Below are 22,315 nucleotides of genomic sequence, written 5' to 3'. Positions count from 1 at the left end.
ATAAAAGAGAACTATTTCCAGAATTCTTCCTCATATCCCTCAGGAAGATCCAGATCCATCACTTCATCGAGTGACTTTCTTTTCCTGTCCTCTTTACCCTTGTCTCCGTCATTTTGTCTTGACTCGATAACTGTAGTATCCTTATTGCTTACCACGACCTCTTCATGCCGCACAGAAGTTACAGACTCATCTGTGAGCCCCTGTGATGGTGCCTCAACCTTAGCCTCAACGTAAGTTTCAACGACTTCAACATCAGGTACTGCCCTTTTTAGATGCTCTCGTTTGAGTCCCTCACTAACGGCTTTTGGCCATGAGGTCTTTTCAGCCATATTAGTCTCGATCCTTGTGCGAGTCTTTTCAGCATAGGTATCCTCCATTGGTGTGGATTTAGAAAGCTGTTTATGGGTGGAGCTGTACCCGATCACACATTGTTCGTCCTCTGTACGCCATTCAACTACGTAAAGATGACAGGCTTTCTTCTTACAGTGGGAAACTCCGTCCCTGGGACAAACATCGGGTAAAGTCATGATAAAACCTCAATATATTAATGATTATATACTTCTTAAAGCATTGGATATGAGAGGTGCCACACTGACACAACTCTGTGCCTTTTCTATTGTATCGGTGGCAATGATATCTTTTACCCCTGCATTGAACAGGCGTAACACTGCATTTCTTGCCAGTACTGGATGAACACATGCAAGATAAACATCTTTTGCACCCTGTGATTTGAGCAGTTTAATAGATTCTGCCATGGTACCGCCTGTAGCTATCATGTCATCGATGATGATTATATCTCTGTTCATTACATCTACATTCTTTGCCTTAATAGAAACGGTGTCGCCGGAATGACGGGTCTTTTCCAGATAATCAAACTCCAGCCCCACATCAGTTGCAGTGTTTTCTGCAAGAGTTATTGCACCTTTATCAGGAGACACAATTAAAGGATCACTCAGGTTCAAAGATCTTATATGGTATCCAATAAGGCGAGATGCGTCCAGGTCAAAGGCATCTGCGTTAAAATAATTCAGCACACTGGACTCGTGGATATTCACAGTAAATATCCTGTCAGCATTAATCGTCCTTGCAATTGCCCTTGCGCTTATAGGTTCACCTGTTTTGAACTTTTTGTCCTGCCTTGCATATCCCATGTAGGGTATGACTACATTTATGACAGGTGAGTCCTCACAAGCATCTATTAACTGCAGTAGTGCAATAAGATCAGAGTCTGTAGTCGTACTCTGTATAATGGTAACTTCATCCACGTCTTCATCAAGTATGCGCGAGTACATTTCCCCGTCAGGGAATCTTGTAAAGTCACATACAGTAGGCTCGATATTCATCTCTCTTGCAACTCTTGATGAAAGAGCCTGGGATGCTGGTCCTCCTATGATTTTCAAATGATGTACCTCTTTAAGATTTAATTAATGGATAATTTGAATGCTTCCTAATGTATCCCTATAATACATCAGTTTTGGTTCATTTTTACTTTCTCAAGAACCTTGATATTTTGTATACCAGTAGCGGGATAATTGCCGGTTTCATCCTTTTCTGCAGACTTTACCATGTCCCATACCGTAAGCAAGGCAACTGAGACACCAGTAAGTGCTTCCATCTCAACACCGGTTTTTCCGACAGATCGCACCTCTACCTTTGCACAAACGACGTTATCATAAATTGAAAAGTCCACATCCACCGAAGTGATTGGTATCTGATGGCACATAGGAATGAGTTCAGGGGTTTTTTTAACCGCAAGAATTGAAGCTATGCGCGCAGTAGAAAGTACATTGCCTTTCTCAACAGTCCCGGTTCGTATCTTCTCTATGGTTGCGTCACTAAGAACTATCTCTCCAGAAGCTATTGCTTTCCTTACAATGATATCTTTACTGCTGATGTCCACCATGACAGCGCGGTCGTTTTCGATGTGTGTGAATGTAGCTTCCAATTTATCACCGTTTTTCAGTCAATTCTGATGTTCTGTCTTTGAAGGTAATCCTCAATAGTACTATTTAGTTGTTCTTTCAGATTAGTGGCCTCATTGAGACTGAGTTTTAGAATTTCTTCGTCCTTTCCATGGTTTATAATTATACGTACCCACTTTCTTTCTATGTCTACGTTTATTTTTCTATTCTCCTGCCCCATATCAAAACACCTCTGACATAACATCTGCTATCCGTTCAATTATATCTGTCGCAAGCAAACCAAATCCTTTTTCTTCAAATGCAAGATCTCCGGCAACCCCGCCTATAAATGCTGCACATGATGCTGCATCTATTGCATCATTAACTGCAAACAAAGCTCCAATGATGCCAGCTAGTACATCACCTGTACCCCCAACAGTCATTCCGGCATTTCCGGTTCTGTTAAGCCGGGTAATCAATCCATCCGAAATTATATCAACTTCACCTTTCAAAACTACTGTAATACCTTTTTCTCCTGCAAATCTGGCGACAATCGTTTTCTTTTCATCAAGTGCCTGAGAAATTTGCTCCCTGCAGAGTCGTGAGAACTCAGCAGAATGTGGTGTTAAAATGAATTTCGCCTCACTTTTTGCAGGCAAACTTAGATTATAAAGGGCATCTGCATCGATAATTACTTTTTTGCATAAAGGAAGAAGTTGTTCCACTGTTTCAAGGGTAGCTGTGTCCCTGCCAATTCCCGGACCTATGACAGCAACATCATGAGATTCTATCAGACTTTTTAGAACAGGAACATTTGAAAGGTTCAGCCTGTCGCCTTTAAGCGGCATAACTATAAGATTAGAAGAAAAAGAAGCAACCGTATCTGCAACATTCTCAGGTACTGCCACTGTCACAATATCAGCACCTGTGCGAAGCGCTGCCATGGCTGCAAGGGCAGGAGCACCGTAGTAGGCACCACCACCTATCACAAGAACACGTCCGGAGTTGCCTTTATGAGCATCTCGTTTTCTACAGGCGAGATTTATAAGATCGCCACGACCCACATATTCCTCTGCATCCCTGCACACACCGATGGGAACCACTTTTACTGCCCCTGTGTACTTGTCACAACCCGGCAGCTCAAGACCGGTCTTCATCCTGTGGAATGTAATCGTCATATCGGCAAGGACACTTTTTACAACCTCACCACCATCAATATCATATCCAGATGGAGAATCTATTGAAATGATATATGAACCGGAAGAATTGATCATATCTATGGCTGTTGATTCAGGCTCCCTTGGTACTCCTTTCATCCCGGAACCCAGTACACCGTCAACAATAATGTTTGTATTGTGCCATTCGGAATATGCCTCCAACTGCTTAGAGTCAGATATCTCTTTTATTTCCTGGATACCACTATATTTTAGCAGATTAAAATTGTGTTTTGACTCTTCCGTTCTTATACGGGAGGAATGATCCAGAAGTAATACCCTCACATCGTATGAATCGTATAGTGCAAGATGCCTTGCAGCAACAAACGAATCACCACCGTTATTACCTCTGCCTGCAACAAAAAGCACCCTTCCTGAACTGAGCCGGACCATAATTTCCCGGGCTATTGCAGCACCCGCGTTTTCCATTAGCTGAAGAGGACTGAGGCCAAGATATGCACAATTGGTATCGACAGAGCGCATTTTTGAAGACGTTATGGAGAACATAGTTACCTATTTATTCCTTAGTTTGCATTCTATTTAGCAGTTGATGTATTTATTTCTGTTATTTTATTCAAAATCATTTTATGCTAATATAACTCTTATACAAAATGGAGGTCGTTTCTATTAACACCGTTGCAAAGGAGATTAACGCAACTGACAAATCAAAAATCAAGCCCACATATCTCATACTTGGAAGTGGGAGTTTTGGTTTTGCTTTAGCCAAGGAACTAAGAGAACTTGACAAAGAGCTTATTATTGTAGACAAGGACTCTCAGAAAGTGGAAACACTTCGTGAGGAAGCCTATGAAGCCATGGTTGGTGATGTCAGTGATCCCAACCTTTTTGACATGATCAACACCAAGAACCTTGCAGGAATACTTATTCTTAGCTCTGACTCAAAAGCAAATAAGGCTGCTCTTAAGAATGTCAGGAATAAGGTATCCCAAGAGATTTATTGTGTTGTGAGAGCTCCCGATGTTATAACCATGCAGGAAATGGAAACAATGGGTGCAGACCTTGTTATAATGCCACCCAGAATGGTAGCTAAGTCGCTTTCCAGATCACTTGAGCGTGCTGAAGCGATGCGCAGGGGAAATAAACTGACCCAATGGTTCGAGGCCAACCGAGGAAAGAAACTTGCTATTGTGGTTCATGATAACCCGGACCCTGATGCTATATCCAGTGCCCTTGCACTACAAAGGATCGCAACGACTTTCAATGTCATTTCAGACATAATATATCACGGAGAAATAGGACATCAGGAAAACAAGGCTTTTGTTAATCTGCTTGGAATAGATCTTTACAGATCAGAAGATGTAGGTTTCACAGGATATGAAAACTTTGCACTGGTAGATTGTGCGACGCCCGGTGCAAACAATTCCCTACCACCTGAAACACGCGTGAACATAATCGTTGACCATCATCCGCTACCGGATGCCGAGATAGATGCAGACTTTATAGATATCCGACCAAATGTAGGCGCTGCTGCCACCATACTGACAAAATACCTTCAAGAACTAAATGTAGATATTGACAGTGGACTGGCAACTGCACTGTTGTATGGCATCAGGACTGATACACTTGACTTCAAGAGGAATACGGATTCTGCTGATCTTTCTGCAGCTTCATATCTGTACCCTCTCTCAGACCATGACATCCTTGAACAACTGGAACGTCCTTCTATGTCAATAGAAACGCTGGACGTACTTGGTGAGGCTATAAACAGCCGCCAGGTAATTGGAAGTTACCTTCTCTCGAATGTGGGAAGCATACGCAACAGGGATACATTACCACAAGCTGCAGACTATCTCCTTAACCTTGAAGGCATCTCAACTTCTATAGTGTTCGGAGTTACAGATGAAAAGATATACATTTCCGGACGCAGTAGTGATATCAGAGTCAATCTGGGCGACATTATGAAACGTGCATTTGGAGAAGATGCAGGCGGAGGACATGCAACTGCAGCAGCTGCACAGGTACCACTGGGAGTATTTAGCGCTGCAAAGGACCGCCAGACCCTCCTGAGACTTGTTAATGAGGCAGTCGTAAAAAGATTCCTTGGAGCGGTCGGTGTCGAAGATACAGACGAATAAGTCTGTAGAATACTTTTTTTAACACACGTATACTGAAATGCATGTTACTAAATATGCATATGTGATTATAGTTGTTAAAGGATATATACACAAACTATACAAATCCGACTACAATGTAACCCGCAGCCATAGCTTTGCATATGCCAGAAAACGATTAGCGATAGCAACCAATTATAAAACATGCAGCATCCAAAACAAGATAGGCAAATTAATCTCGATAGGGTGTAAACTAACAAATATAGGATTATAATTGTGTTATGAAAAGAGAAGCTGCACAATTGAAAACGAACCGCCACATAAAACAAAGTTCATACATTACATGAAATATAAGCCCATAAATTGTATGTGATATGCACCTCCCTTACACAATCATACAACACCAATCATACATTTACATATAAATATTATATCATACTGCGCATGCAAATAGTGTACCACACCACACACATATGATGCATACCTTGCCACCAACACAAGAAACTAACAGGAAAACAGACTACGAAATCTACTTCCCTATTACCCCTTTAACTAAACTACTACATTACAAAAACTAGCTTTTACCTTATATACAACCCATGCACCTACACTGCTTTAAATCCATAATGTCATGCCAGCATTCTATGACTACGTAATGCAAACATGCAGTTACAAATACATATTAAATAATCGATAAAATATAATGTATATTACCCTACCAGTATTGAACCCATGCACTATCTGAATTTATATATGGTATTACATCAAACAGAAAAAAAACAAATTCAAATCATATCAGAAAAATGAACGCCAAATTCAGAGAAATACTTATCAAGCGAATTGAGGAAGAGCGAGAAGCTGCAAAGCATATCAGTCAGGATGAACTTGCGGAGGAAATATGTAACATCGGGTTTAAGTGCCTTATGTGCGGGAAATGTTGCCGACGTGAATTTGGAGATAACCGGGTTGCTGTTGTTCCCGATGAAATCCGCAGGATACAGAAAGGTAGTGACCTTACGTGGAAAGCTATAGTAGAACCACTGAACATAGAAGCAAATTCTCTGCAGGATGAGTGTTACCTTCAAGGGGAATCCGGCATGATAGACGAAGATGGCAATATCCATACTTTTGGCTGGATGCTTCAAAGGAAAAATAACGGGGACTGCGTATTTATTCCTGAAGAAAAAAAGGACAGCAAATGCAGCATTTATGAGCTGCGGCCACTTTTATGCAGCACATACCCTTTTTACATGGAAGAACTCGAACTTAGGGCGTCCGAATGTGAAGGAATTGGCGGAGAAATAACAAAACAGGACAGCAAGGAAATTGCAGGTATGCTGCTTAAGAGATATCTTGGTGAACTGCAGGACACCATCCTTACATATAAGAACTATGACGGATTCATACCAGCTAAAATAGGGAATATTATCGCAAAATCTAACTTGAAACAAGGCTACTTAAATTACGTCGTCCATAATAGCGAGGGAACTTGTAAAGTTACGAAGAATATTTGAATACTTTCATTTATCAATTGATTTATAATAAATAAACATTATGCAGGAATAAACATGTCCACTAATAAACAACCAATGACAATCTCTGAGAAGATATTTTCAAAGGCTGCCGGTAAGACGGTTAAAGCCGGAGAATTCGTACTGGCAAATATAGACAGGGCAATGACCCATGATATCACCGGACCCCTCGCAGTAGAAGGATTCTACGAGATAATGAGGGACAAGGAAGAGAAGAAAGTATGGGACCCAAGCAAGATAGTAATTCTTTTCGACCATCAGGTTCCTGCAGACTCACTGAACGCTGCAGCCAACCACACCATGCTCAGGAAATTTGCTAAAGAGCAGGGAATTATTAATTATGACGTTTACGAGGGTGTCTGCCATCAGGTAATGCCTGAGAAGGGACACGTAAAGCCAGGAGACCTTGTAGTAGGTTCTGACTCCCATACCTGTGCCTATGGCTCACTTGGCGCATTCTCAACAGGCATCGGCTCAACTGATATGGCAGCAGTATTTGCATCAGGAAAGCTCTGGTTTAAGGTACCTGAGACTATCAGGTTTGAGGTCGAAGGAAAACTTCCAAAGCACGTATATTCAAAGGATGTAATTCTCCACCTCATTGGAGATGTAGGTGCAGAAGGAGCAAGATACATGGCAGCAGAGTATGCAGGCTCAACCATCGATGCAATGTCAATGTCTGAACGCATGACCATCTCTAACATGGCAATCGAGATGGGAGGGAAGGCAGGCATAATTGAAGCTGATAAAGTTACCGAGAACTACCTCAAAGAACGCATACCGGACTATGAGTTTGATCCATACTGGGCATCCGATGAAGACGCAGAATGCGAACTCCACAAGTATGATGTAAGCAATCTTGAACCACAGGTTGCATGTCCACACAACGTAGACAACGTTAAACCGGTAACAGAAGTAGAAGGAATAAAAGTAGATCAGGTGTTTGTAGGTTCCTGTACCAACGGAAGATTTGAGGATATCGAGGTTGTTGCAAAGATGATGGGTGACGAGCCTGTTGCAAAAGGTGTAAGACTTCTTATTATTCCTGCATCCAGAACAGAATACATGAAAGTGCTCAGGGCAGGTTATGTAGAACAGTTCATGGAAGCTGGGGCAATGGTGGAATCACCATGTTGTGGCCCATGTATGGGCGGTTCTTTCGGACTTCTTGGTGACGGAGAAGTAGGACTGGCAACATCCAACCGTAACTTCAAGGGACGTGAAGGAAGTCCACAGTCATTTGTATATCTAAGTTCACCTGCAACCGCAGCAGCTTCCGCACTGACCGGAGAGATAACAGATCCAAGAAAGATCTGATCTCTTTTCCTTTTATATAGCAAGACCACAAAAGATATATTACAGAAATTAATATGATAGTTTCAGACGTTGGTACAACCAACACCATTCCGTCATATTGTGTGTGGATTACAACCAACGTCACTACGACTGCTTTTCTGTTGTTTTGATTGGCTATGACTTAAGGACACCTTTAGTCATAAAAGGGAAATATTATTACCATATAAGTGGGAAGGATAAATCATGACTGATACAGACCTTTCAATATTTGACGAATTATATGCAATTATAAAAGACAGGAAAGATAATCCTGTTGAAGAGTCCTATGTGTGCTCCTTACTCGACCACAGAAAAGGTATTGACAAAATACTGGAAAAAGTAGGAGAAGAATCTATTGAAACAATCCTTGCTGTGAAAAGTGATAATCGAGAAGAGATGATATATGAATCATCTGATCTGCTTTTCCACCTTATGGTAATGTTTGTGGCCAAGGGAATTACCCTTGAAGAGATTGCCACTGAACTTAAGAAAAGAAGAAAATAGTTTTAATAACCTATCAGTTCATGGAAAACATCCTTTTTGGATAGGATCCCTTTTGGTACGCCATCATAAGCAACCAGCAAAAACCCAATGTTGTGTTCGTCAAATACCTTCACAGCATCATAAAGGGATGTTTCTGAATCCACTGTTATGAGGTCACGACTCATTATATCCTTGACCTTAGCAGTCATTTTACCACTTGCAACAGCATCGCCTATATCTGTAAATGTAACAACACCAAGTAACTCATCATTATCAATCACCGGGGCACCATGTATACCATGTTCCACAAGCATACGTGCTGTTTCCTGAATAGAGGCATTTCCACTTATTGATATCATATTTGTGCGGGCATAATTCTTCACAGGTTTCTTTGGCAGAGATATCATCTCATTTATAGAGAAAACAAGAGTGTTCTTAGTATCATCCCTTCCTACTATCTCGCCGCGAACTACCAATTTATTCACAGGAGTGGGACCCATCTGGACAAGATCACCCTGCTCAAAACCCTTAATGTTGCCAAGAACCCGTATCATACCATGACAGAGATCCGGGTGTCTTACCGTAGTGAAACTTATCTCGGCTACTGTTGCGCCATCCACAAGGATGTCATTTCTATATATTGGTACTTTTGCTTCGTGATCCATTGCAGTAATGCTTAAAGCTTCATAAGCATCACCTGTTGCTTTATAGCCACCTTTGGGACCGGGAACACCTTCAACAAGGCCAAGGACTTTCAAGGATTGCATCTGATTCCGAACAGTGCCAGGGTTACGACTAATAAGCTCTGCAATTTCTTCACCTTTGACAGCACGATCTTTTTCTCTCTGTAAATTGATTAGTGCTATGAGAATATCTTTCTGTATGGGAGTCAGTTCCATAAAATCACCGGTCCATCAACTCAAATATAGTTTATACATACTCAAAGGAGCTATATAAAATATAGTATTTCACCCGACGGATATTAGAAACGATTATATTTATAGGAATAGGGACTTATACCTTAAAGTGATTTTGAAGCGCAACAGGAAGAAACATGATTTTTGAAAAAATAAATACAGTCCCTACATCGGAAGAATTACTGAACAAGTCGTTCAGAAGAGCTACCAGGGCAATGTCAGGAAAAACCATTTCCGGAAGAAAAACAGCTCTAGAAGCTAATGAATCCATGGTATTGACAGCTGCCAACATACTTACAGATAATCTTAAGAACATAGTCAGAAGATTCCCTACTTTTGAGAATCTACCACCTTTCTATTATGAACTGGCAGACGTCATGGTAGGCGTTGACGAAATGAGAAAATCCCTTAGCAGGCTTGACTGGGCCAGTGCAAAGATACATGAAGTTGCAAGAGATCATGTGGGAAAAATGAGAAAAAGCAGGGACCCCATGCCTGTGAGAAAACAGTGTTTTGGGCGTCTTTCATCTATAGTAGACTCCATCAGCAAAGATTTGCTTTTCCTTAACGAAGCCCGTAACAAACTTCGAAAGCTTCCGTCAGTTCATGATGAACCAACCATTGTGGTTGCAGGGTACCCTAACATAGGGAAGTCCAGTTACGTTACAAAGGTAACAGGAGCAACACCTGAAATAGCACCATACCCATTTACCACAAAAGGTGTTTCTATCGGACACTTTTTCGTTGACAATGACAGATATCAAGTAATGGATACCCCGGGACTCCTTGACAGACCGATGTCAGAACGCAATGAAATAGAATTGCAGGCAATAACAGCACTAAAGAACCTGGATGCTGTGGTCCTTTTTATAATCGATGCAACTGAAACATGTGGATATGAGATTGAAGACCAGAAACGTATGCTTGAGGAAGTTCGCAGTGAGTTTAAATTGCCAGTACTTGTTGTTGCAAACAAGGCAGATCTGCCACAGTTCAGGGAACTTGATTTTGTAGATATGAAAATGTCCACTGCAACAGATGAAGGTGTCAGTGAAGTCACTTCAACTCTTATTGATATGGTAAAAATAGCTATTCAGGAAAAAGAGAAAACTGAAGGCGAAAAGATAACGATGGATGACCAGTAAGACCATCATCACAATACTTTTTTCATAATGTCAAGTGCACTTTTCAGATTGTCCATGGATGAAGCATAGGAAAGTCGTATGTGCCCCTCACCACGGTCACCAAAAGCAGTTCCCGGCACAACTATAACACCGTTGGAAACTAATTTTGATGCAATTTCCCCGGAAGTCGTACCTTCCGGTACCTCAGGAAAAGCATAGAATGCACCTTTTGGAGAAGCACAATTCAAGCCAATTGAATTCAGACCTTCTACAAGCATATCCCTGCGGGATTTGAACTCATCACGCATTGCAAATACAGAATCCATTGGACCCGCAACAGCTGCAAATGCAGCCTTCTGCGCAATCGAATTAGCACATGCCTGCACATACTGGTGAACCTTGATCATCTGCTCAGTGTACTCTTTTCTGGCAGCAACATATCCTATTCTCCACCCGGTCATGGAAAAAGTCTTAGATACTGCATTTACCGTTATAACATTATCAGAAAACTGAGCAGGACTTACATGCTCCCCTTCATAAATGAAATGCTCGTACACCTCGTCGGATATGATAGTTATCCCATGATCATCAGCAATCTCCGCAAATGCTTTCATATCATTTCTGCTTTGCACCGCACCTGTGGGATTTGCAGGAGAATTAATAATAATTGCCTTTGTCTTTGGAGATATTTTATCAAGGACACACTCGGGACTTATTGTAAGATCATCTGCAAGTGGAAGTGAAGTCGTGCGACCACCCATAATGTTCACCAGAGAATTATAGGATACAAAACCAGGATTTGCAATCATCACTTCATCCCCAGGATCTACCAAGGAAGCAATTGCAAGTTCGAGTGCTTCTGATGCACCGGAGGTGACAATAATCTCATCCTGTGAAACATCAAAGTTGTTCTCACTTTTAAATTTAAAGCTTAAAGCCTGGCGAAGTTCAGGAATACCCGGACCGGCCGTATAACCAGTGAAACCTTCATTAATAGCATCTATTGCAGCCTGCTTAATATGCTGCGGAGTATCAAAGTCAGGTTGCCCAATACCAAGATTTATGGAATTGGGACCTGCCCCTTCAAACATCTTTCTGATTCCGGAAACATCCATATCCAGAACCCTTTGTGCGAACTTCGAACCAGGCATAGTATCACTTTATTCAATATTTGTGTGTCTTGATTTAAGATCTTCTTCCGAAGCACCTGTAATAAAAATAAGCTCTGCAATTAGAGCATCAAGGAATACGCTCGCAGATGTTTCAAAGGAAGTACCAAGAGGCGTAAGATAAGTATATTCACCACGCATATGACGCTCAACATATCCACCCGCATCATCCTTTGTTCTTCCGGGGAGAACTATCACAGTATCGGATAATTCACCTAATGTTGATTCTTTATTGGAAGTGATCGTGACAAGCTTAGCACCTATCTCCTTGGCAACGCGTCCAAGATTTGAAACTGAACGTGTCTGCCCCGAGCCGGAAATAGCAATAACCACATCGTCCTTACTTACAGCAGGAGTCGTTGTCTCACCTACAACATGGGACGAAAGTCCAAGATGCATCAGCCTCATGGCAAATGCCCTTCCGACAAGTCCGGAGCGACCGGCACCCATCACAAAGATTCTTTTTGCGCCCATTATATCTTCAAGCATCTGCTTGACAGAGTCCTTGTCAAGCTTGGCAGCTACATTTTCAAGATGTTCAGCCATTAATAAAATAGAAGAGGTTAAGTAGTTACATTCTGTTGAGTGGATGTCTTTCATCGGATTTCCTCAATTGGATCAATCAAAATTTATAGAATCACTATGTTTTTCTCTTGCATCATCTTTGTAATTGATGCTTTTTAACTTCCAGCCTTCAATGTTACTCAATTCTTCATACAGACGCATGATATCAGAGTCATCTCCAGTCCAATAGCAGTCTAAGACAGTGTCCTTGTCTTTAAGTTCTTCGGTTATGGAGCCAGCAAGATAGAAAAGAGCTTTTTTGCTTGAAAAAGGAACATTGAAAGTCGTCCTGTATCCCTTTTTTGATTTTGCATAGGATACAAGGACATAACCATGACCCTCATATTCCATTATCTCTTCAAAATCACACATCAGCTCTAGTTCATGGACAGCGGAGTTATCAATATTGGAAATACCCAAGAGTATCCGGCCAACTACAATATCCGGCACCTGCCTTCCAAACCATATGGATATTTTGCCGTACGTACAAACTACATTCACATCATCCCTCCCCATCTCAAAAGAGGATAGAGAGAGATCAGGCGATATGAGATTTTGTCGATTTTCTTTTAGACCCATTTGCTTCACGCAAATTATTTGTTTGTGGAAATTAGAGCACTGATCATATTGCGATCTCTTCTCAGAGTCTTCAGCTGATCAGCTGGCCCAATTACAGTGAGCCTTGATTTTAGAGCATTCTTTTTAAGAATCTTCCCTATAAAAGAAGTGTCCACTTCTGTCGGATAACTCTCCATTTCTATACCTGAGAAGCCATCCGGTTCGATGAGAGTCATTGTCATCTCTATAAGACTTGCTTCCTCTTCAGGACTCAGGCCTTTTTCCAGGACCAGTATTTTCCCGCCCTTGACCTCATCAATAATAAACCTGACTTTTTCCACAGGAGTCATTTCGGACAACCTGTGTTCTGATACAAGATCCATCTGGAAGCCCTGCACAGACATCACCCGAACCTCCTTGCAAGTTCTTCATAGAAGGTATCTATGTTTTTTCCCTCCAGGGCTGAAATAGACACCATTGGATGCTGCGGAAAAGCGTCCCTTATAGTTGAAGGAGAAGACTCGGCAAGATCAACCTTGTTGGCAACTATCAGAAGAGGAAGACTTCGTGCTTCCATATTACCAATTACAGTTACATTGACCTGGGTGAAAGGATCTTCTGTGGCATCCATAACCAAAATAACACCATCGAGGTTCTCAAGCCACTTAACAGCCTCAATTACACCTTCAGTAGCTTCCTTTGCACGCCTCTTAGATTCAGCTTCATCCATTCCCTGCTCCATGAATTCATGGAAATCTATCTTTGTAGCAAGCCCCGGGGTGTCGATAATATCAAGGGTGATGGAATTGCCATTCGTATTGATAGTAACACCCTCTCTACGCCTTGCTCTTCTTGTTTCGTGGGCAATATGTGAAACAGAACCCATTGCATCTCCAGTCCAATCTCTTAATATCCGGTTGGCAAGAGTAGTCTTACCCGCATTTGGCGGTCCATATATCCCTATGCGAGCATTTTGTTTTTTAAACAATTTCTTAAATATTCCTGAAAAATTTCTCTTGAACTTTTTAATTACGCCCATTCATTCCCTCCGTGAAATAGCATTATATTTAATGATGGATAATTTTAGTAGTATAAACACGCATTAGCATATAATTTTTATTATCTGATTACACAAACAACTTCACTTATCCGATTACACAATCCTTGCCATTGCAGAATTTATTGCGATCTCTGCGATATTGGAACCATAATCAGCTGTTCTGTCAATACTGTCTACTACCGTGCCAAGGGCAACGACTGACTCGTAAGAGTTCATTTTCAGGATTGCACCATTGAGCTTGTTGATCATAGGAGACAGCTTGGTAACCCTGTCAATGACCTGATTGGCCAGATCTACATCGAAATTATAAAGAGCATCTATTGAGTCTTCAACTATTTTTCTTGAGATCTCAGATGCCTTGTCTATCATCTCCATGACATCATCAGGAATAGGACCATCCAGATAAGTGGTGATCTTTGCAATCTTGCGTGCATGATCCGCTATGCGCTCAATAGGACCTGCTGCCATTCGCAGGTCATGATACTCATCTATAGATGTTTCAGCTGCATCCGGCAACCTTGCTCCGCGCAATATGGAACGGAACTGCTTTGCAATCAAAAGGAATAAACGATCCACATCATCATCCCTCTGATCAACATCAAGAGCAAGATCTGCATCAAGTGTTTTAATAGCCTTTATTGCATCTATATGCATAGAATTGGAGATGAGATACATCCTCCTTACACTTTTTTTGATCGAAATTTCATCAGGATTCAAAAGATCTTGTATTACCACTTTTTTTGCTGTTTCCTCTATAATCTCAGGGCCAATCAGCTTATAACACATTCCACGGATGACATTCTTCTGCTCGGCAAGTATCCTGTCTGCTTTAACCTCTATAATGTCAGAACCTACAAGGTATGCTGCAATCATATCCCTTATAAGGGCATCACCCATTCTTCCTGAAACATCGATCTGTATCTTCCTCACCGGAGGAGCATCATGAACTGGATCAATCACTAATTTACCATCGGGTTGGGGTTGTAAACTCACCCTACTACCAGTTTTGATTCCAACCTTGTCTGCCCAGGTTTTTGGAAGAGATATTATATAAGTAGAACCACCTGTTTGCTGAACTTTTCTGGTTTCTATTAAAATCCCTCATTTGTGCTTTTAAACTAATTGGATATATAGAACACCACGTAATATATAGATAATTCCCCTCTAATGCAAATATATATATCTGTTGATATATAATACCACTGTATGAAAACGGTGGAGCTGAAACCTGGCGAACTAGATATTATGAAAAAAATAATGCCACTTATATGCCTGATAATACCATGGGAAGTCTATTTCTATTCAAACTATTCGAGCGGATGGGGAATCAAATTATCAGTGTTCTATGTTAACTTTGATGATATATATGGAACCATTTTCGTAAACCTGTTCCAACAGATGTCCTTACTTTCCAACGGAGGTTTCCTGCCATCAGTAAGGACCCTTGGATGGATATTTGCGGCAATTCTATGTATAGCACTGGCAATCTATGAACTTTTAAGAGAGAATATTGAAATTGAGCTGGAAACAAAGACAACAGCTCAGATCATCATAGCGTGTGGAATACTTACAACCCTCAGTTCAATTGCAATCTGGAACAACTCTTTTAAAACACTGCCTATAGCCCCTGTTTTCTTTTTTTCTTTTGGATACCTCCTACTTCATTCAGATAGAAAAACAAACTGAAAATGAACAGATGTAAGTTATCATAATCACGCCATTTTTCAGTTTACAGATTTAATGAGGTTCATCAAATTAGAATGGAGGAAATGATGAACGAATTTAGTAATCTCGAAACCTGAAATTTGAAACGATGACTATAATTATATGTACAGTAATATTAATACATGAATGTGTAAATAATATCAGAGTAAATATATTAATTATACAACGTCGAAGATAATTACAATATAATATGCAGCCACAATAAGCTCTTTTTTGAATAAGTACTTGTGAGCTCGAAATTAGATGTATCTTTGTAATTAGTTCATTAGTATAACAGTATACTAGGAAAATAATATTACATAGTGCGAATCCTTTTAGCATATGAGTTTGAATTGTAACATCAGTCTTCCTAGTCTATTGGTAAAGAAATACGAATACAAATATTACGAGATTAGTAACAGTCTCATTCCGACACTTAACCTGCTAAAGAGTTCTATTCTCGTTTCATTTTCAGGAGCACTAAGAATACACATAGCTTTCCTCCTGATGCACATTCATTCTGTTTTTATCAACTGTCTTGCCGGAGGATTGATCATTTATGCGGTCTACACTCTGGATAGGGCTATGGATGCAGAAGAGGATATGGCTAACCGACCTGAATTAAAAGGAGCATCGAACAAGACTGCATTAATAGTATCTCTTGTTTGTTTTTTAATAGGAGCTTCCATCCTTACGACAAACGGACTAATTATTATAGCGTTTCTACCGCTTATAACCGGTTACCTTTACAGCAAAGGTATTAAAGTAGGAAAATTCAACCTGAAACTCAAAGGCGGACTTGGCATGAAGAATCTTGTAGTAGGAACCACCTGGGGAGCTTTTATTGCAGGAATAGCAGGAATCCATGCTACAACTCTAATTGCTCCAATCATCGTTTTCCTGTATTTTGGAATGAAATTAGTTATCAATACCACAATCTATGATTTCAAAGACATTAAAGGAGACACAATGGCAGGAATAAAGACCTTGCCCGTTGTCCTTGGAGAAAAAAGAGCAAAAATCATGCTATTCAGTATTCACCTGTTGTCCCACTCAATACTCCTGGCGTCCATACTAACAGGATTAATTGCTTTTGAACCAATAATACTGGCTTACAGTTTTATCATTGGACTGCTGTATATCAGAAACTTTGCAGAAGAGGTTGAAATGGAAACAAAAAGCAGGCTGACAAAAAGACTGTTTATGATAGATGGTGAATCAACATCTATTGTAGGACTTAGAACCATTATTAACGGACTAATAGCCTGACAATTTATCAAATTGAAGTGATTTGGCGCGATCTTTCTTTATAATAATCAAACAGATCACTTCCCCACTTTATTGCAGATGGATTATAACCTACCAGATCATCTCTGGGATCATATGCACCCGATGTGAAAAAAAGAGACATTGAAAAGAAAATATCAGTTACTACAAACGCAATTTTGACGTCATCTATGACAAATAACTCAGTATGAGGAGACTCTAAGTAATATTGTAATTTTTCACTATGCTCATCTCTCACTTTAGAAAATACATTTTCAGTCAGAATCAAAGAAGTAGGCACGTTTTTTTCAGCCATCCCTACAACAAAATCCGGATAAGTAGGAATAAATATAGAAGATATTCCTTTGATATAGGAGGATTTGGAAATATTCTCAGTGAATGTTTTATGAGATTCATAAATATTTTCTATACTATCCGACACTACTTCGCAATCTTTCAAGTCCCTGAGTTTGTCCAACATACTTTGAGGAATGTCACCAAGATAGTGCTCCTCCCAAAATGATTCATTGTTCTCTATGCTCTCAATCATTTCCAGAAATGGTCTGAAAGATGTGATGATGGCCCTACCAATTGGAGTTATCTTATAAATTTTGTCGGTTTTCCCGATGAGATTAGAGGATAACATTTCTTTGATTCGGGGAGATATCTCAGGAGAGGATACATTAAAGTAGTCTTTGATATCAGACAACGTACATGGTTTTTCTTCAAGTAAAAATAATATGTCTTTCCGTTTTTCGGAAAAGGTCAATATACTTAAAAGCCCTTTTGATTTCACGATAACCACATCAACTGTTATTGAGTTATGTATCCAACTAACCGAGGAATAAAACCTGATTAATTACATAAAAGTTGATTAATAGCTTATAAGTGTTTTCTAACCAGACGTATTATATTGCAAAAAATATAAATATAGTCTAAAAATTCAACTTGAGTCAACTGCATATTATATAAAAATGTTAAAATAAAATAAGAAGTTGATTCCCAAAATGAAAGCACTTCAATGTAAGAAGTGCCGCATTCCAGTGAACACAAGGGACACACACAACCTGTTGGCTGTGGCAATAACTTCCTGATCCCTAATGGAACCTCCTGGTGACAGAATATATTTAATACCATTTTCAGAAGCATGCACGACGCTATCATCAAATGGGAAGAACGCATCCGATGCCATCACACATTTTGATAATATAGCATTGACATAGTCTTCAAAAGCCATATCAGGATTCTCACGTTCATACATAACCTGAAGGTTCTCACGGGCTTTTGTTACCGCAAGCTTTCTTATGGAATCAACCCTGTTTGGCTGTCCGGCTCCCATTGAAAGCATCATGTAGCAACCATCTTCATACTCATATGCAAGGGTTACTGCATTAGATTTTACACATTTGCATGCATGCATAGAAAATTCAGAGACAGCACGCAGATCATCAGGATATGCAAGATCAGTTACGCATTCCCATTTATCGTAGATACCAACATTCATGGACTGTTTAAGGATTCCACCTATGACATATTTGTAAGTAGTATCTACATTGAAAGGTTCATTCAAGTCCGGAAGCTCAAGCAAACGAAGATTTACACTTTTATTCTTCAGGTATTCAAGCGCATCATGTTCAAAACCAGGAGCAAGAATGATCTCAACAAATTTTCCATTCAAGAATTCTGCTGCCTGAAGGTCAAAAACAGTGTTTGAACAAATAATACTGCCATAAGCAGAGATAGGATCCCCGTCCCATGCCGCCTGAAGTGCTTGTAAAAGCGTGTTGCCTGTTGCAAGACCACATGGATTATTGTGTTTTACAATTGTTACAGCAGGTTTAGAAAAAGACAGTTCTTTAACTGTCTGTAAAGCATTATCTGCATCAATAAAATTATTGTATGAAAGTTCCTTTCCATGAAGTTGCTTAGCATTTGCAAGGGATGGACCAGTAATACCATCCAGTGTATAGAATTTAGCTTCCTGATGCCAGTTTTCTCCATATCTGAGTGTTACACCATCTTTAAAACTCATTCTCAGGACATCCTGTCCAAGAAGTTCCTTACTAAGATATGTGTCAATTGTGGCATCGTAATCAGCAGTGTGCCTGAAGGCTTTCACTGCAAGCAATTCCCTCATTTGCAGGGAAACAACTCCAGTGGAACGTATTTCCTTCAGTATATGGCCATAATCTCCCGAATCACATACTACGCTTACAGAGCGATAGTTCTTTGCTGCAGATCGAAGCATTGCAGGTCCGCCAATGTCAATATTCTCTATAGCTTCTTCTAACAATACGCCTTCTTTTGAAACTGTAATTTCAAATGGATAAAGGTTGACAACTACAAGGTCTATCATTTCTACTTCTGCTTTTTGGGCCTCTCCCATATGATCATGGTCATCCCTTATGCAAAGGATACCTCCATGTATCTTAGGATGAAGAGTTTTAACCCTGCCGCCCATCATTTCCGGGAAACCGGTAACATCCGCTACATCCATGACCTCAATACCTGATTCACGAAGCAAACGGGCAGTTCCGCCAGTAGATAGAATCTGTATATCCAGTTTTTCGAGTCCACGAGCAAAATCTACAATACCAGTCTTATCAGAAACGCTGAGCAGTGCTCTCTTTACCAAAAAATCACCGTACGAAATTGGAGGATATATACTAAAAGGCTTCTGGTCAGAATCATGAATTGAATTTGACAACCGGACACACCTCAATACATTTTCCACAATGAGTACAACCTTCATTGATAATTGCAAGACCTTTCTTCATTTTAATAAGACCCTGAGGGCATTTTCCCACACACACACCACATCCACTGCAAAACAGTGCCCTTCTCACAGAAAGTTCTATTCTTTTCATGAGTTTTCGTGCATCCCTGTCAGAATCACTTCTTGCAGTAACACTGCCGGAAGCAAATATCTGGGCACGGTTTTCCCCACTTATTACCATTGCCACACCTTCCATGTAGGTAGCTTTGCCCACTGCTTCCAACGTGCCGGTCTGCTCGAGTCTTCCAAGGTCTACAGGACTATCGAATCCACCATCTGCAGATATACCTCCCTGCTTACATGGCCGATAACCGGAAGTTACAGTAAAGTTCAGGCTATTTTCATTACTTCCTGTTGGAATGAGATTTATTCCTTTTTTCTTTGCAATTTCCTTCAACTGAGGAGGCAAATCCTTCCATCTCCAGAAACCGTGCTTAACCCATTCCTCTGAAAGGCCCATACGCTGCGCATATGAAAGCAGATAGTCATTGAGTTTCTTCTCCATTTCAGGATGTGTTTCCTTAAGCCTTACAAGATCAGCCAGTGAACAGGAAGGACATAGCCAGCAGCCTATCCTGTCAAAGCCATTCTCATACATCGGATTGAACAGAAGATCATTCTTGAATATATACAGCCAGACATGCATGGCAGTCCAGTTCTGGATAGGAGCAGCAGCCACTTGGTTCCCAACCCACGGGTTCTTCCAGACACTCTCGCTTTTTGCCCTTGTACCGGATTCATACTTTCTCTGACCTATGAAAGTGAGACATCCATTCTCGTAATTATCGTCAATTATCTGTGTTATCGGACCAAGTTTACATACTTTGCAGCACCAACGGACCTCAACACTAGGAGGACCGAAGCTGTCCACAGAATCCCAGAAAGCATCCCCGGAACTTATAATGTTCAGAGGCTTACCATAGAATTTCACAACATCGTGGACATTCTGTACGGTTTCGGGGAATTCTATCCCCGTATCAGCAAAAAGAAGATCATAATCATCAAGACATTCGCTTACAAGATGAAGAACAGCAAGACTATCTTTCCCTCCTGAATATGATACCGTTGCTGGCCTGCTCACTGAAGAGGAAACATTCTTGATGAATTTATGGGAACGTTCAACAAAATCATTCATGTAATTATCATTTGCGTTTACAACATCGTCCCATGTCTGTCCCCCATCAGGAATTGAAAGTTCTGCAGGTTCTTCCTTAGACCTTACCTTGACACCAACACCTTTCCCCCTCTCAAGCATTTTCTCCCCGTTCATACGTGCACGCCCCACACCAAGTACCTTGCCTTCATGGGTCAGGACAACTACCTCATTCATTTCCTTGATAGACGGATCAGCATCCTTTACACCAGGAGCAAGTACGCTTGCACCATCAAGAATGAACTTTTCAGCACCTGCATCTATGCAAACCCAGCTTTTGAGTTTTTTATGATTAGTATTAGCAAATATACGGCGTGCACCGTTTAGCCTCAGAAGAAGGACCCACTTTAGTTGTTCCAGTTCAAAACGGATACTACCTATGACCTCACCGTCAAATATTATCTCATCCATTCGATCATCATAAGGAGATTTATTCAAAACCACCACACGCTCATCAGTTAGCAGTGGCGCATTGAACTGTTCGATCGAAAGTTTATTAATAAGATCGATCTCATACTGAAAAGCAGGACGGATATCTCCCGGAGGAGTGATTGTCACCTGACTGGTAGAAGCACCGCAGGAACATTCTTTCCCAAGAACAGGAACATTACATGAAGGGCACCAGTAAAGGAGCAGTTCACCAAGATAAAGCGGTTTGGACATTCTGTCAACCTAGATATTGAAGTTTTAAATGCTTTTTGGCAAAGCAAATACTAAAAGAATTTAGATATCAGAGATGGTTTAACGTGACACATTTCTGAGTAAATACAAGTGTCACACAGAGCACTCTCTTTTTTATCAGGCATTTTCCCTTCTTTTATCTTCCTAACACGACCTATTGCCTGCAACACATACCTGCGATCAGTTGAACGTATAATTACATTCCTGAAAAGCCCTGACCTTGCATACAGAACATAGCCGGAATTGACCGGACGTCCATTCATATCCTCTGCAAGCATTGCAAAAGATGTAATATGCAACCTGTCATTAAGCCAAACACCATTTTCAGGAGGATTGCCTGTTTTAATAATGACCGGTGAAAGGGAAACTCCGTTCTCTGCTAACCTATAAGGCATACCGATCATATTGAGCTTTTCAGAGCTAAGAAAGGGTTCAGAATCATGAAGGCAGAGTGTCTCGCTTAAACGCAATATTTCCGTATCTTTTGCGTGCGCAGAAAGGCCCTGTTGCATCCCGGGGAAGTATGTCCTTAGATCATCTGCTACCTTGTCAAGAATTTCTGCCGTAACATACTCCATTTCAACAGGATATATCATTTTTATGTTGTCCAGCACTTGTAAAAGCAAATTATCTAAATCCTCAAAGGTGACATCGTCTTTTGACGAAGAATCCTTCAATACATAAGGATATGACATGGCCATTTCCTTTAATATGAGGTGTCCTATGTAAGAAAAGGATGAATGAGATACTGGTTCGTAGCCGCGGCATGAGTAATATAATTTCCTTGCACAGGAAAAGTATAGAGA

Annotated in this window: 23 protein-coding genes; 7 read left to right on the top strand and 16 right to left on the bottom strand. The window is 40.6% G+C overall.

The genetic code is table 11. The features are described 5' to 3' along the window. Positions 1 to 11: 11 nt before the first annotated feature. From QZZ23_RS06345 to QZZ23_RS06325, 5 genes are all read right to left on the bottom strand, one after another. Entirely contained in the window at positions 12 to 527 is a 516-nt protein-coding gene (locus QZZ23_RS06345) for a hypothetical protein (RefSeq protein ID WP_292467894.1), read from the bottom strand. 24 nt (positions 528 to 551) lie between these two features. Then, on the bottom strand, positions 552 to 1,400 hold the full coding sequence (locus QZZ23_RS06340) for a ribose-phosphate diphosphokinase (RefSeq protein WP_292467892.1): 849 nt from the start codon (positions 1,398 to 1,400) through the stop codon (positions 552 to 554). Positions 1,401 to 1,468: 68 nt separating this feature from the next. Further along, positions 1,469 to 1,945, bottom strand: coding sequence for a cyclic pyranopterin monophosphate synthase MoaC (gene moaC / locus QZZ23_RS06335; protein WP_292467889.1), 477 nt, complete (start codon positions 1,943 to 1,945; stop codon positions 1,469 to 1,471). A 14-nt stretch (positions 1,946 to 1,959) separates the two neighbouring features. Beyond that, on the bottom strand, positions 1,960 to 2,142 hold the full coding sequence (locus QZZ23_RS06330) for a hypothetical protein (RefSeq protein ID WP_292467886.1): 183 nt from the start codon (positions 2,140 to 2,142) through the stop codon (positions 1,960 to 1,962). Between the two features lies 1 nt (position 2,143). Then, entirely contained in the window at positions 2,144 to 3,622 is a 1,479-nt protein-coding gene (locus tag QZZ23_RS06325; protein WP_292467883.1) for an NAD(P)H-hydrate dehydratase, read from the bottom strand. A 104-nt stretch (positions 3,623 to 3,726) separates the two neighbouring features. Between QZZ23_RS06325 and QZZ23_RS06320 the strand changes: the two genes are divergently transcribed. The 4 genes from QZZ23_RS06320 (at position 3,727) to hisE (ending at position 8,558) form a co-directional block, all read left to right on the top strand. Continuing rightward, positions 3,727 to 5,211, top strand: a complete 1,485-nt coding sequence (locus QZZ23_RS06320; protein WP_292467880.1) for a DHH family phosphoesterase — start codon at positions 3,727 to 3,729, stop codon at positions 5,209 to 5,211. A gap of 779 nt (positions 5,212 to 5,990) precedes the next feature. Further along, positions 5,991 to 6,701 (top strand): YkgJ family cysteine cluster protein, encoded by a 711-nt coding sequence (locus QZZ23_RS06315; protein ID WP_292467879.1) that lies wholly within the window; start codon positions 5,991 to 5,993, stop codon positions 6,699 to 6,701. A gap of 54 nt (positions 6,702 to 6,755) precedes the next feature. Then, on the top strand, positions 6,756 to 8,036 hold the full coding sequence (locus tag QZZ23_RS06310) for a 3-isopropylmalate dehydratase large subunit (RefSeq protein ID WP_292467877.1): 1,281 nt from the start codon (positions 6,756 to 6,758) through the stop codon (positions 8,034 to 8,036). A gap of 222 nt (positions 8,037 to 8,258) precedes the next feature. Further along, positions 8,259 to 8,558, top strand: a complete 300-nt coding sequence (gene hisE / locus QZZ23_RS06305) for a phosphoribosyl-ATP diphosphatase (RefSeq protein ID WP_292467875.1) — start codon at positions 8,259 to 8,261, stop codon at positions 8,556 to 8,558. Positions 8,559 to 8,560: 2 nt separating this feature from the next. Here hisE and QZZ23_RS06300 read toward each other — a convergent pair whose 3' ends face one another. Continuing rightward, positions 8,561 to 9,436 (bottom strand): CBS domain-containing protein, encoded by an 876-nt coding sequence (locus tag QZZ23_RS06300; RefSeq protein WP_292467873.1) that lies wholly within the window; start codon positions 9,434 to 9,436, stop codon positions 8,561 to 8,563. Positions 9,437 to 9,591: 155 nt separating this feature from the next. Between QZZ23_RS06300 and QZZ23_RS06295 the strand changes: the two genes are divergently transcribed. Next, a complete protein-coding gene (locus QZZ23_RS06295; RefSeq protein ID WP_292467870.1) occupies positions 9,592 to 10,599 on the top strand; it encodes an NOG1 family protein in 1,008 nt (335 codons plus the stop codon). 8 nt (positions 10,600 to 10,607) lie between these two features. Here the strand turns inward: QZZ23_RS06295 and QZZ23_RS06290 are convergent, their stop codons facing one another. The 6 genes from QZZ23_RS06290 to QZZ23_RS06265 form a co-directional block, all read right to left on the bottom strand. Beyond that, positions 10,608 to 11,729: a pyridoxal phosphate-dependent aminotransferase gene (locus QZZ23_RS06290; protein WP_292467868.1), complete on the bottom strand. Its 1,122-nt coding sequence runs from the start codon at positions 11,727 to 11,729 to the stop codon at positions 10,608 to 10,610. A gap of 9 nt (positions 11,730 to 11,738) precedes the next feature. Further along, positions 11,739 to 12,347, bottom strand: coding sequence for a 6-phospho-3-hexuloisomerase (hxlB, locus tag QZZ23_RS06285; RefSeq protein ID WP_292467867.1), 609 nt, complete (start codon positions 12,345 to 12,347; stop codon positions 11,739 to 11,741). An 18-nt stretch (positions 12,348 to 12,365) separates the two neighbouring features. Beyond that, positions 12,366 to 12,890 carry a hypothetical protein gene (locus tag QZZ23_RS06280; RefSeq protein WP_292467865.1) on the bottom strand — a complete coding sequence of 175 codons (525 nt, stop codon included), beginning with the start codon at positions 12,888 to 12,890 and terminating at the stop codon, positions 12,366 to 12,368. Positions 12,891 to 12,904: 14 nt separating this feature from the next. Further along, positions 12,905 to 13,273 (bottom strand): DUF2073 domain-containing protein, encoded by a 369-nt coding sequence (locus QZZ23_RS06275; RefSeq protein ID WP_292467863.1) that lies wholly within the window; start codon positions 13,271 to 13,273, stop codon positions 12,905 to 12,907. Next, complete coding sequence (locus tag QZZ23_RS06270; protein ID WP_292467862.1) at positions 13,273 to 13,908, bottom strand: Era-like GTP-binding protein; 636 nt, start codon at positions 13,906 to 13,908, stop codon at positions 13,273 to 13,275. Before QZZ23_RS06270 ends, QZZ23_RS06275 begins: the two co-directional genes overlap by 1 nt. A 114-nt stretch (positions 13,909 to 14,022) precedes the next feature. After that, the gene (locus tag QZZ23_RS06265; RefSeq protein ID WP_292468169.1) at positions 14,023 to 15,021 is read right to left on the bottom strand and encodes a phosphate uptake regulator PhoU; all 999 of its coding nucleotides are present in this window, start codon (positions 15,019 to 15,021) and stop codon (positions 14,023 to 14,025) included. A 114-nt stretch (positions 15,022 to 15,135) separates the two neighbouring features. Between QZZ23_RS06265 and QZZ23_RS06260 the strand changes: the two genes are divergently transcribed. Beyond that, the gene (locus tag QZZ23_RS06260) at positions 15,136 to 15,615 is read left to right on the top strand and encodes a hypothetical protein (protein WP_292467860.1); all 480 of its coding nucleotides are present in this window, start codon (positions 15,136 to 15,138) and stop codon (positions 15,613 to 15,615) included. 360 nt (positions 15,616 to 15,975) lie between these two features. After that, on the top strand, positions 15,976 to 16,902 hold the full coding sequence (locus tag QZZ23_RS06255) for a UbiA family prenyltransferase (RefSeq protein ID WP_292467858.1): 927 nt from the start codon (positions 15,976 to 15,978) through the stop codon (positions 16,900 to 16,902). A 7-nt stretch (positions 16,903 to 16,909) separates the two neighbouring features. On the opposite strand, the gene QZZ23_RS06250 is transcribed toward QZZ23_RS06255, so the two are convergent. The 4 genes from QZZ23_RS06250 to QZZ23_RS06235 form a co-directional block, all read right to left on the bottom strand. Next, entirely contained in the window at positions 16,910 to 17,695 is a 786-nt protein-coding gene (locus QZZ23_RS06250) for a winged helix-turn-helix domain-containing protein (RefSeq protein ID WP_292467856.1), read from the bottom strand. Between the two features lie 222 nt (positions 17,696 to 17,917). Continuing rightward, the gene (gene purH, locus QZZ23_RS06245; RefSeq protein ID WP_292467855.1) at positions 17,918 to 19,534 is read right to left on the bottom strand and encodes a bifunctional phosphoribosylaminoimidazolecarboxamide formyltransferase/IMP cyclohydrolase; all 1,617 of its coding nucleotides are present in this window, start codon (positions 19,532 to 19,534) and stop codon (positions 17,918 to 17,920) included. A 52-nt stretch (positions 19,535 to 19,586) separates the two neighbouring features. Continuing rightward, complete coding sequence (locus QZZ23_RS06240) at positions 19,587 to 21,491, bottom strand: phosphoadenosine phosphosulfate reductase family protein (protein ID WP_292467853.1); 1,905 nt, start codon at positions 21,489 to 21,491, stop codon at positions 19,587 to 19,589. Between the two features lie 50 nt (positions 21,492 to 21,541). Then, positions 21,542 to 22,204: a Dna2/Cas4 domain-containing protein gene (locus QZZ23_RS06235; protein ID WP_292467851.1), complete on the bottom strand. Its 663-nt coding sequence runs from the start codon at positions 22,202 to 22,204 to the stop codon at positions 21,542 to 21,544. Positions 22,205 to 22,315 lie beyond the last annotated feature (111 nt).

The organism is Methanolobus sp. (genome assembly GCF_016278385.1).
Classification (GTDB): domain Archaea; phylum Halobacteriota; class Methanosarcinia; order Methanosarcinales; family Methanosarcinaceae; genus Methanolobus.
This window is presented reverse-complemented; position numbering and strand designations above follow the sequence as displayed.

What these genes read in the sequence shown, in the direction of transcription:
- QZZ23_RS06345 (WP_292467894.1), bottom strand. Translation starts at nt 527, where the DNA reads ATGACTTTACCCGATGTTTGTCCCAGGGACGGAGTTTCCCACTGTAAG.
- QZZ23_RS06330 (WP_292467886.1), bottom strand. Translation starts at nt 2,142, where the DNA reads ATGGGGCAGGAGAATAGAAAAATAAACGTAGACATAGAAAGAAAGTGG.
- QZZ23_RS06325 (WP_292467883.1), bottom strand. Translation starts at nt 3,622, where the DNA reads ATGTTCTCCATAACGTCTTCAAAAATGCGCTCTGTCGATACCAATTGT.
- QZZ23_RS06320 (WP_292467880.1), top strand. Translation starts at nt 3,727, where the DNA reads ATGGAGGTCGTTTCTATTAACACCGTTGCAAAGGAGATTAACGCAACT.
- QZZ23_RS06315 (WP_292467879.1), top strand. Translation starts at nt 5,991, where the DNA reads ATGAACGCCAAATTCAGAGAAATACTTATCAAGCGAATTGAGGAAGAG.
- QZZ23_RS06310 (WP_292467877.1), top strand. Translation starts at nt 6,756, where the DNA reads ATGTCCACTAATAAACAACCAATGACAATCTCTGAGAAGATATTTTCA.
- hisE (WP_292467875.1), top strand. Translation starts at nt 8,259, where the DNA reads ATGACTGATACAGACCTTTCAATATTTGACGAATTATATGCAATTATA.
- QZZ23_RS06300 (WP_292467873.1), bottom strand. Translation starts at nt 9,436, where the DNA reads ATGGAACTGACTCCCATACAGAAAGATATTCTCATAGCACTAATCAAT.
- QZZ23_RS06295 (WP_292467870.1), top strand. Translation starts at nt 9,592, where the DNA reads ATGATTTTTGAAAAAATAAATACAGTCCCTACATCGGAAGAATTACTG.
- QZZ23_RS06290 (WP_292467868.1), bottom strand. Translation starts at nt 11,729, where the DNA reads ATGCCTGGTTCGAAGTTCGCACAAAGGGTTCTGGATATGGATGTTTCC.
- hxlB (WP_292467867.1), bottom strand. Translation starts at nt 12,347, where the DNA reads ATGAAAGACATCCACTCAACAGAATGTAACTACTTAACCTCTTCTATT.
- QZZ23_RS06280 (WP_292467865.1), bottom strand. Translation starts at nt 12,890, where the DNA reads ATGGGTCTAAAAGAAAATCGACAAAATCTCATATCGCCTGATCTCTCT.
- QZZ23_RS06275 (WP_292467863.1), bottom strand. Translation starts at nt 13,273, where the DNA reads ATGTCTGTGCAGGGCTTCCAGATGGATCTTGTATCAGAACACAGGTTG.
- QZZ23_RS06270 (WP_292467862.1), bottom strand. Translation starts at nt 13,908, where the DNA reads ATGGGCGTAATTAAAAAGTTCAAGAGAAATTTTTCAGGAATATTTAAG.
- QZZ23_RS06260 (WP_292467860.1), top strand. Translation starts at nt 15,136, where the DNA reads ATGAAAACGGTGGAGCTGAAACCTGGCGAACTAGATATTATGAAAAAA.
- QZZ23_RS06255 (WP_292467858.1), top strand. Translation starts at nt 15,976, where the DNA reads ATGAGTTTGAATTGTAACATCAGTCTTCCTAGTCTATTGGTAAAGAAA.
- QZZ23_RS06240 (WP_292467853.1), bottom strand. Translation starts at nt 21,491, where the DNA reads ATGTCCAAACCGCTTTATCTTGGTGAACTGCTCCTTTACTGGTGCCCT.
- QZZ23_RS06235 (WP_292467851.1), bottom strand. Translation starts at nt 22,204, where the DNA reads ATGTCATATCCTTATGTATTGAAGGATTCTTCGTCAAAAGACGATGTC.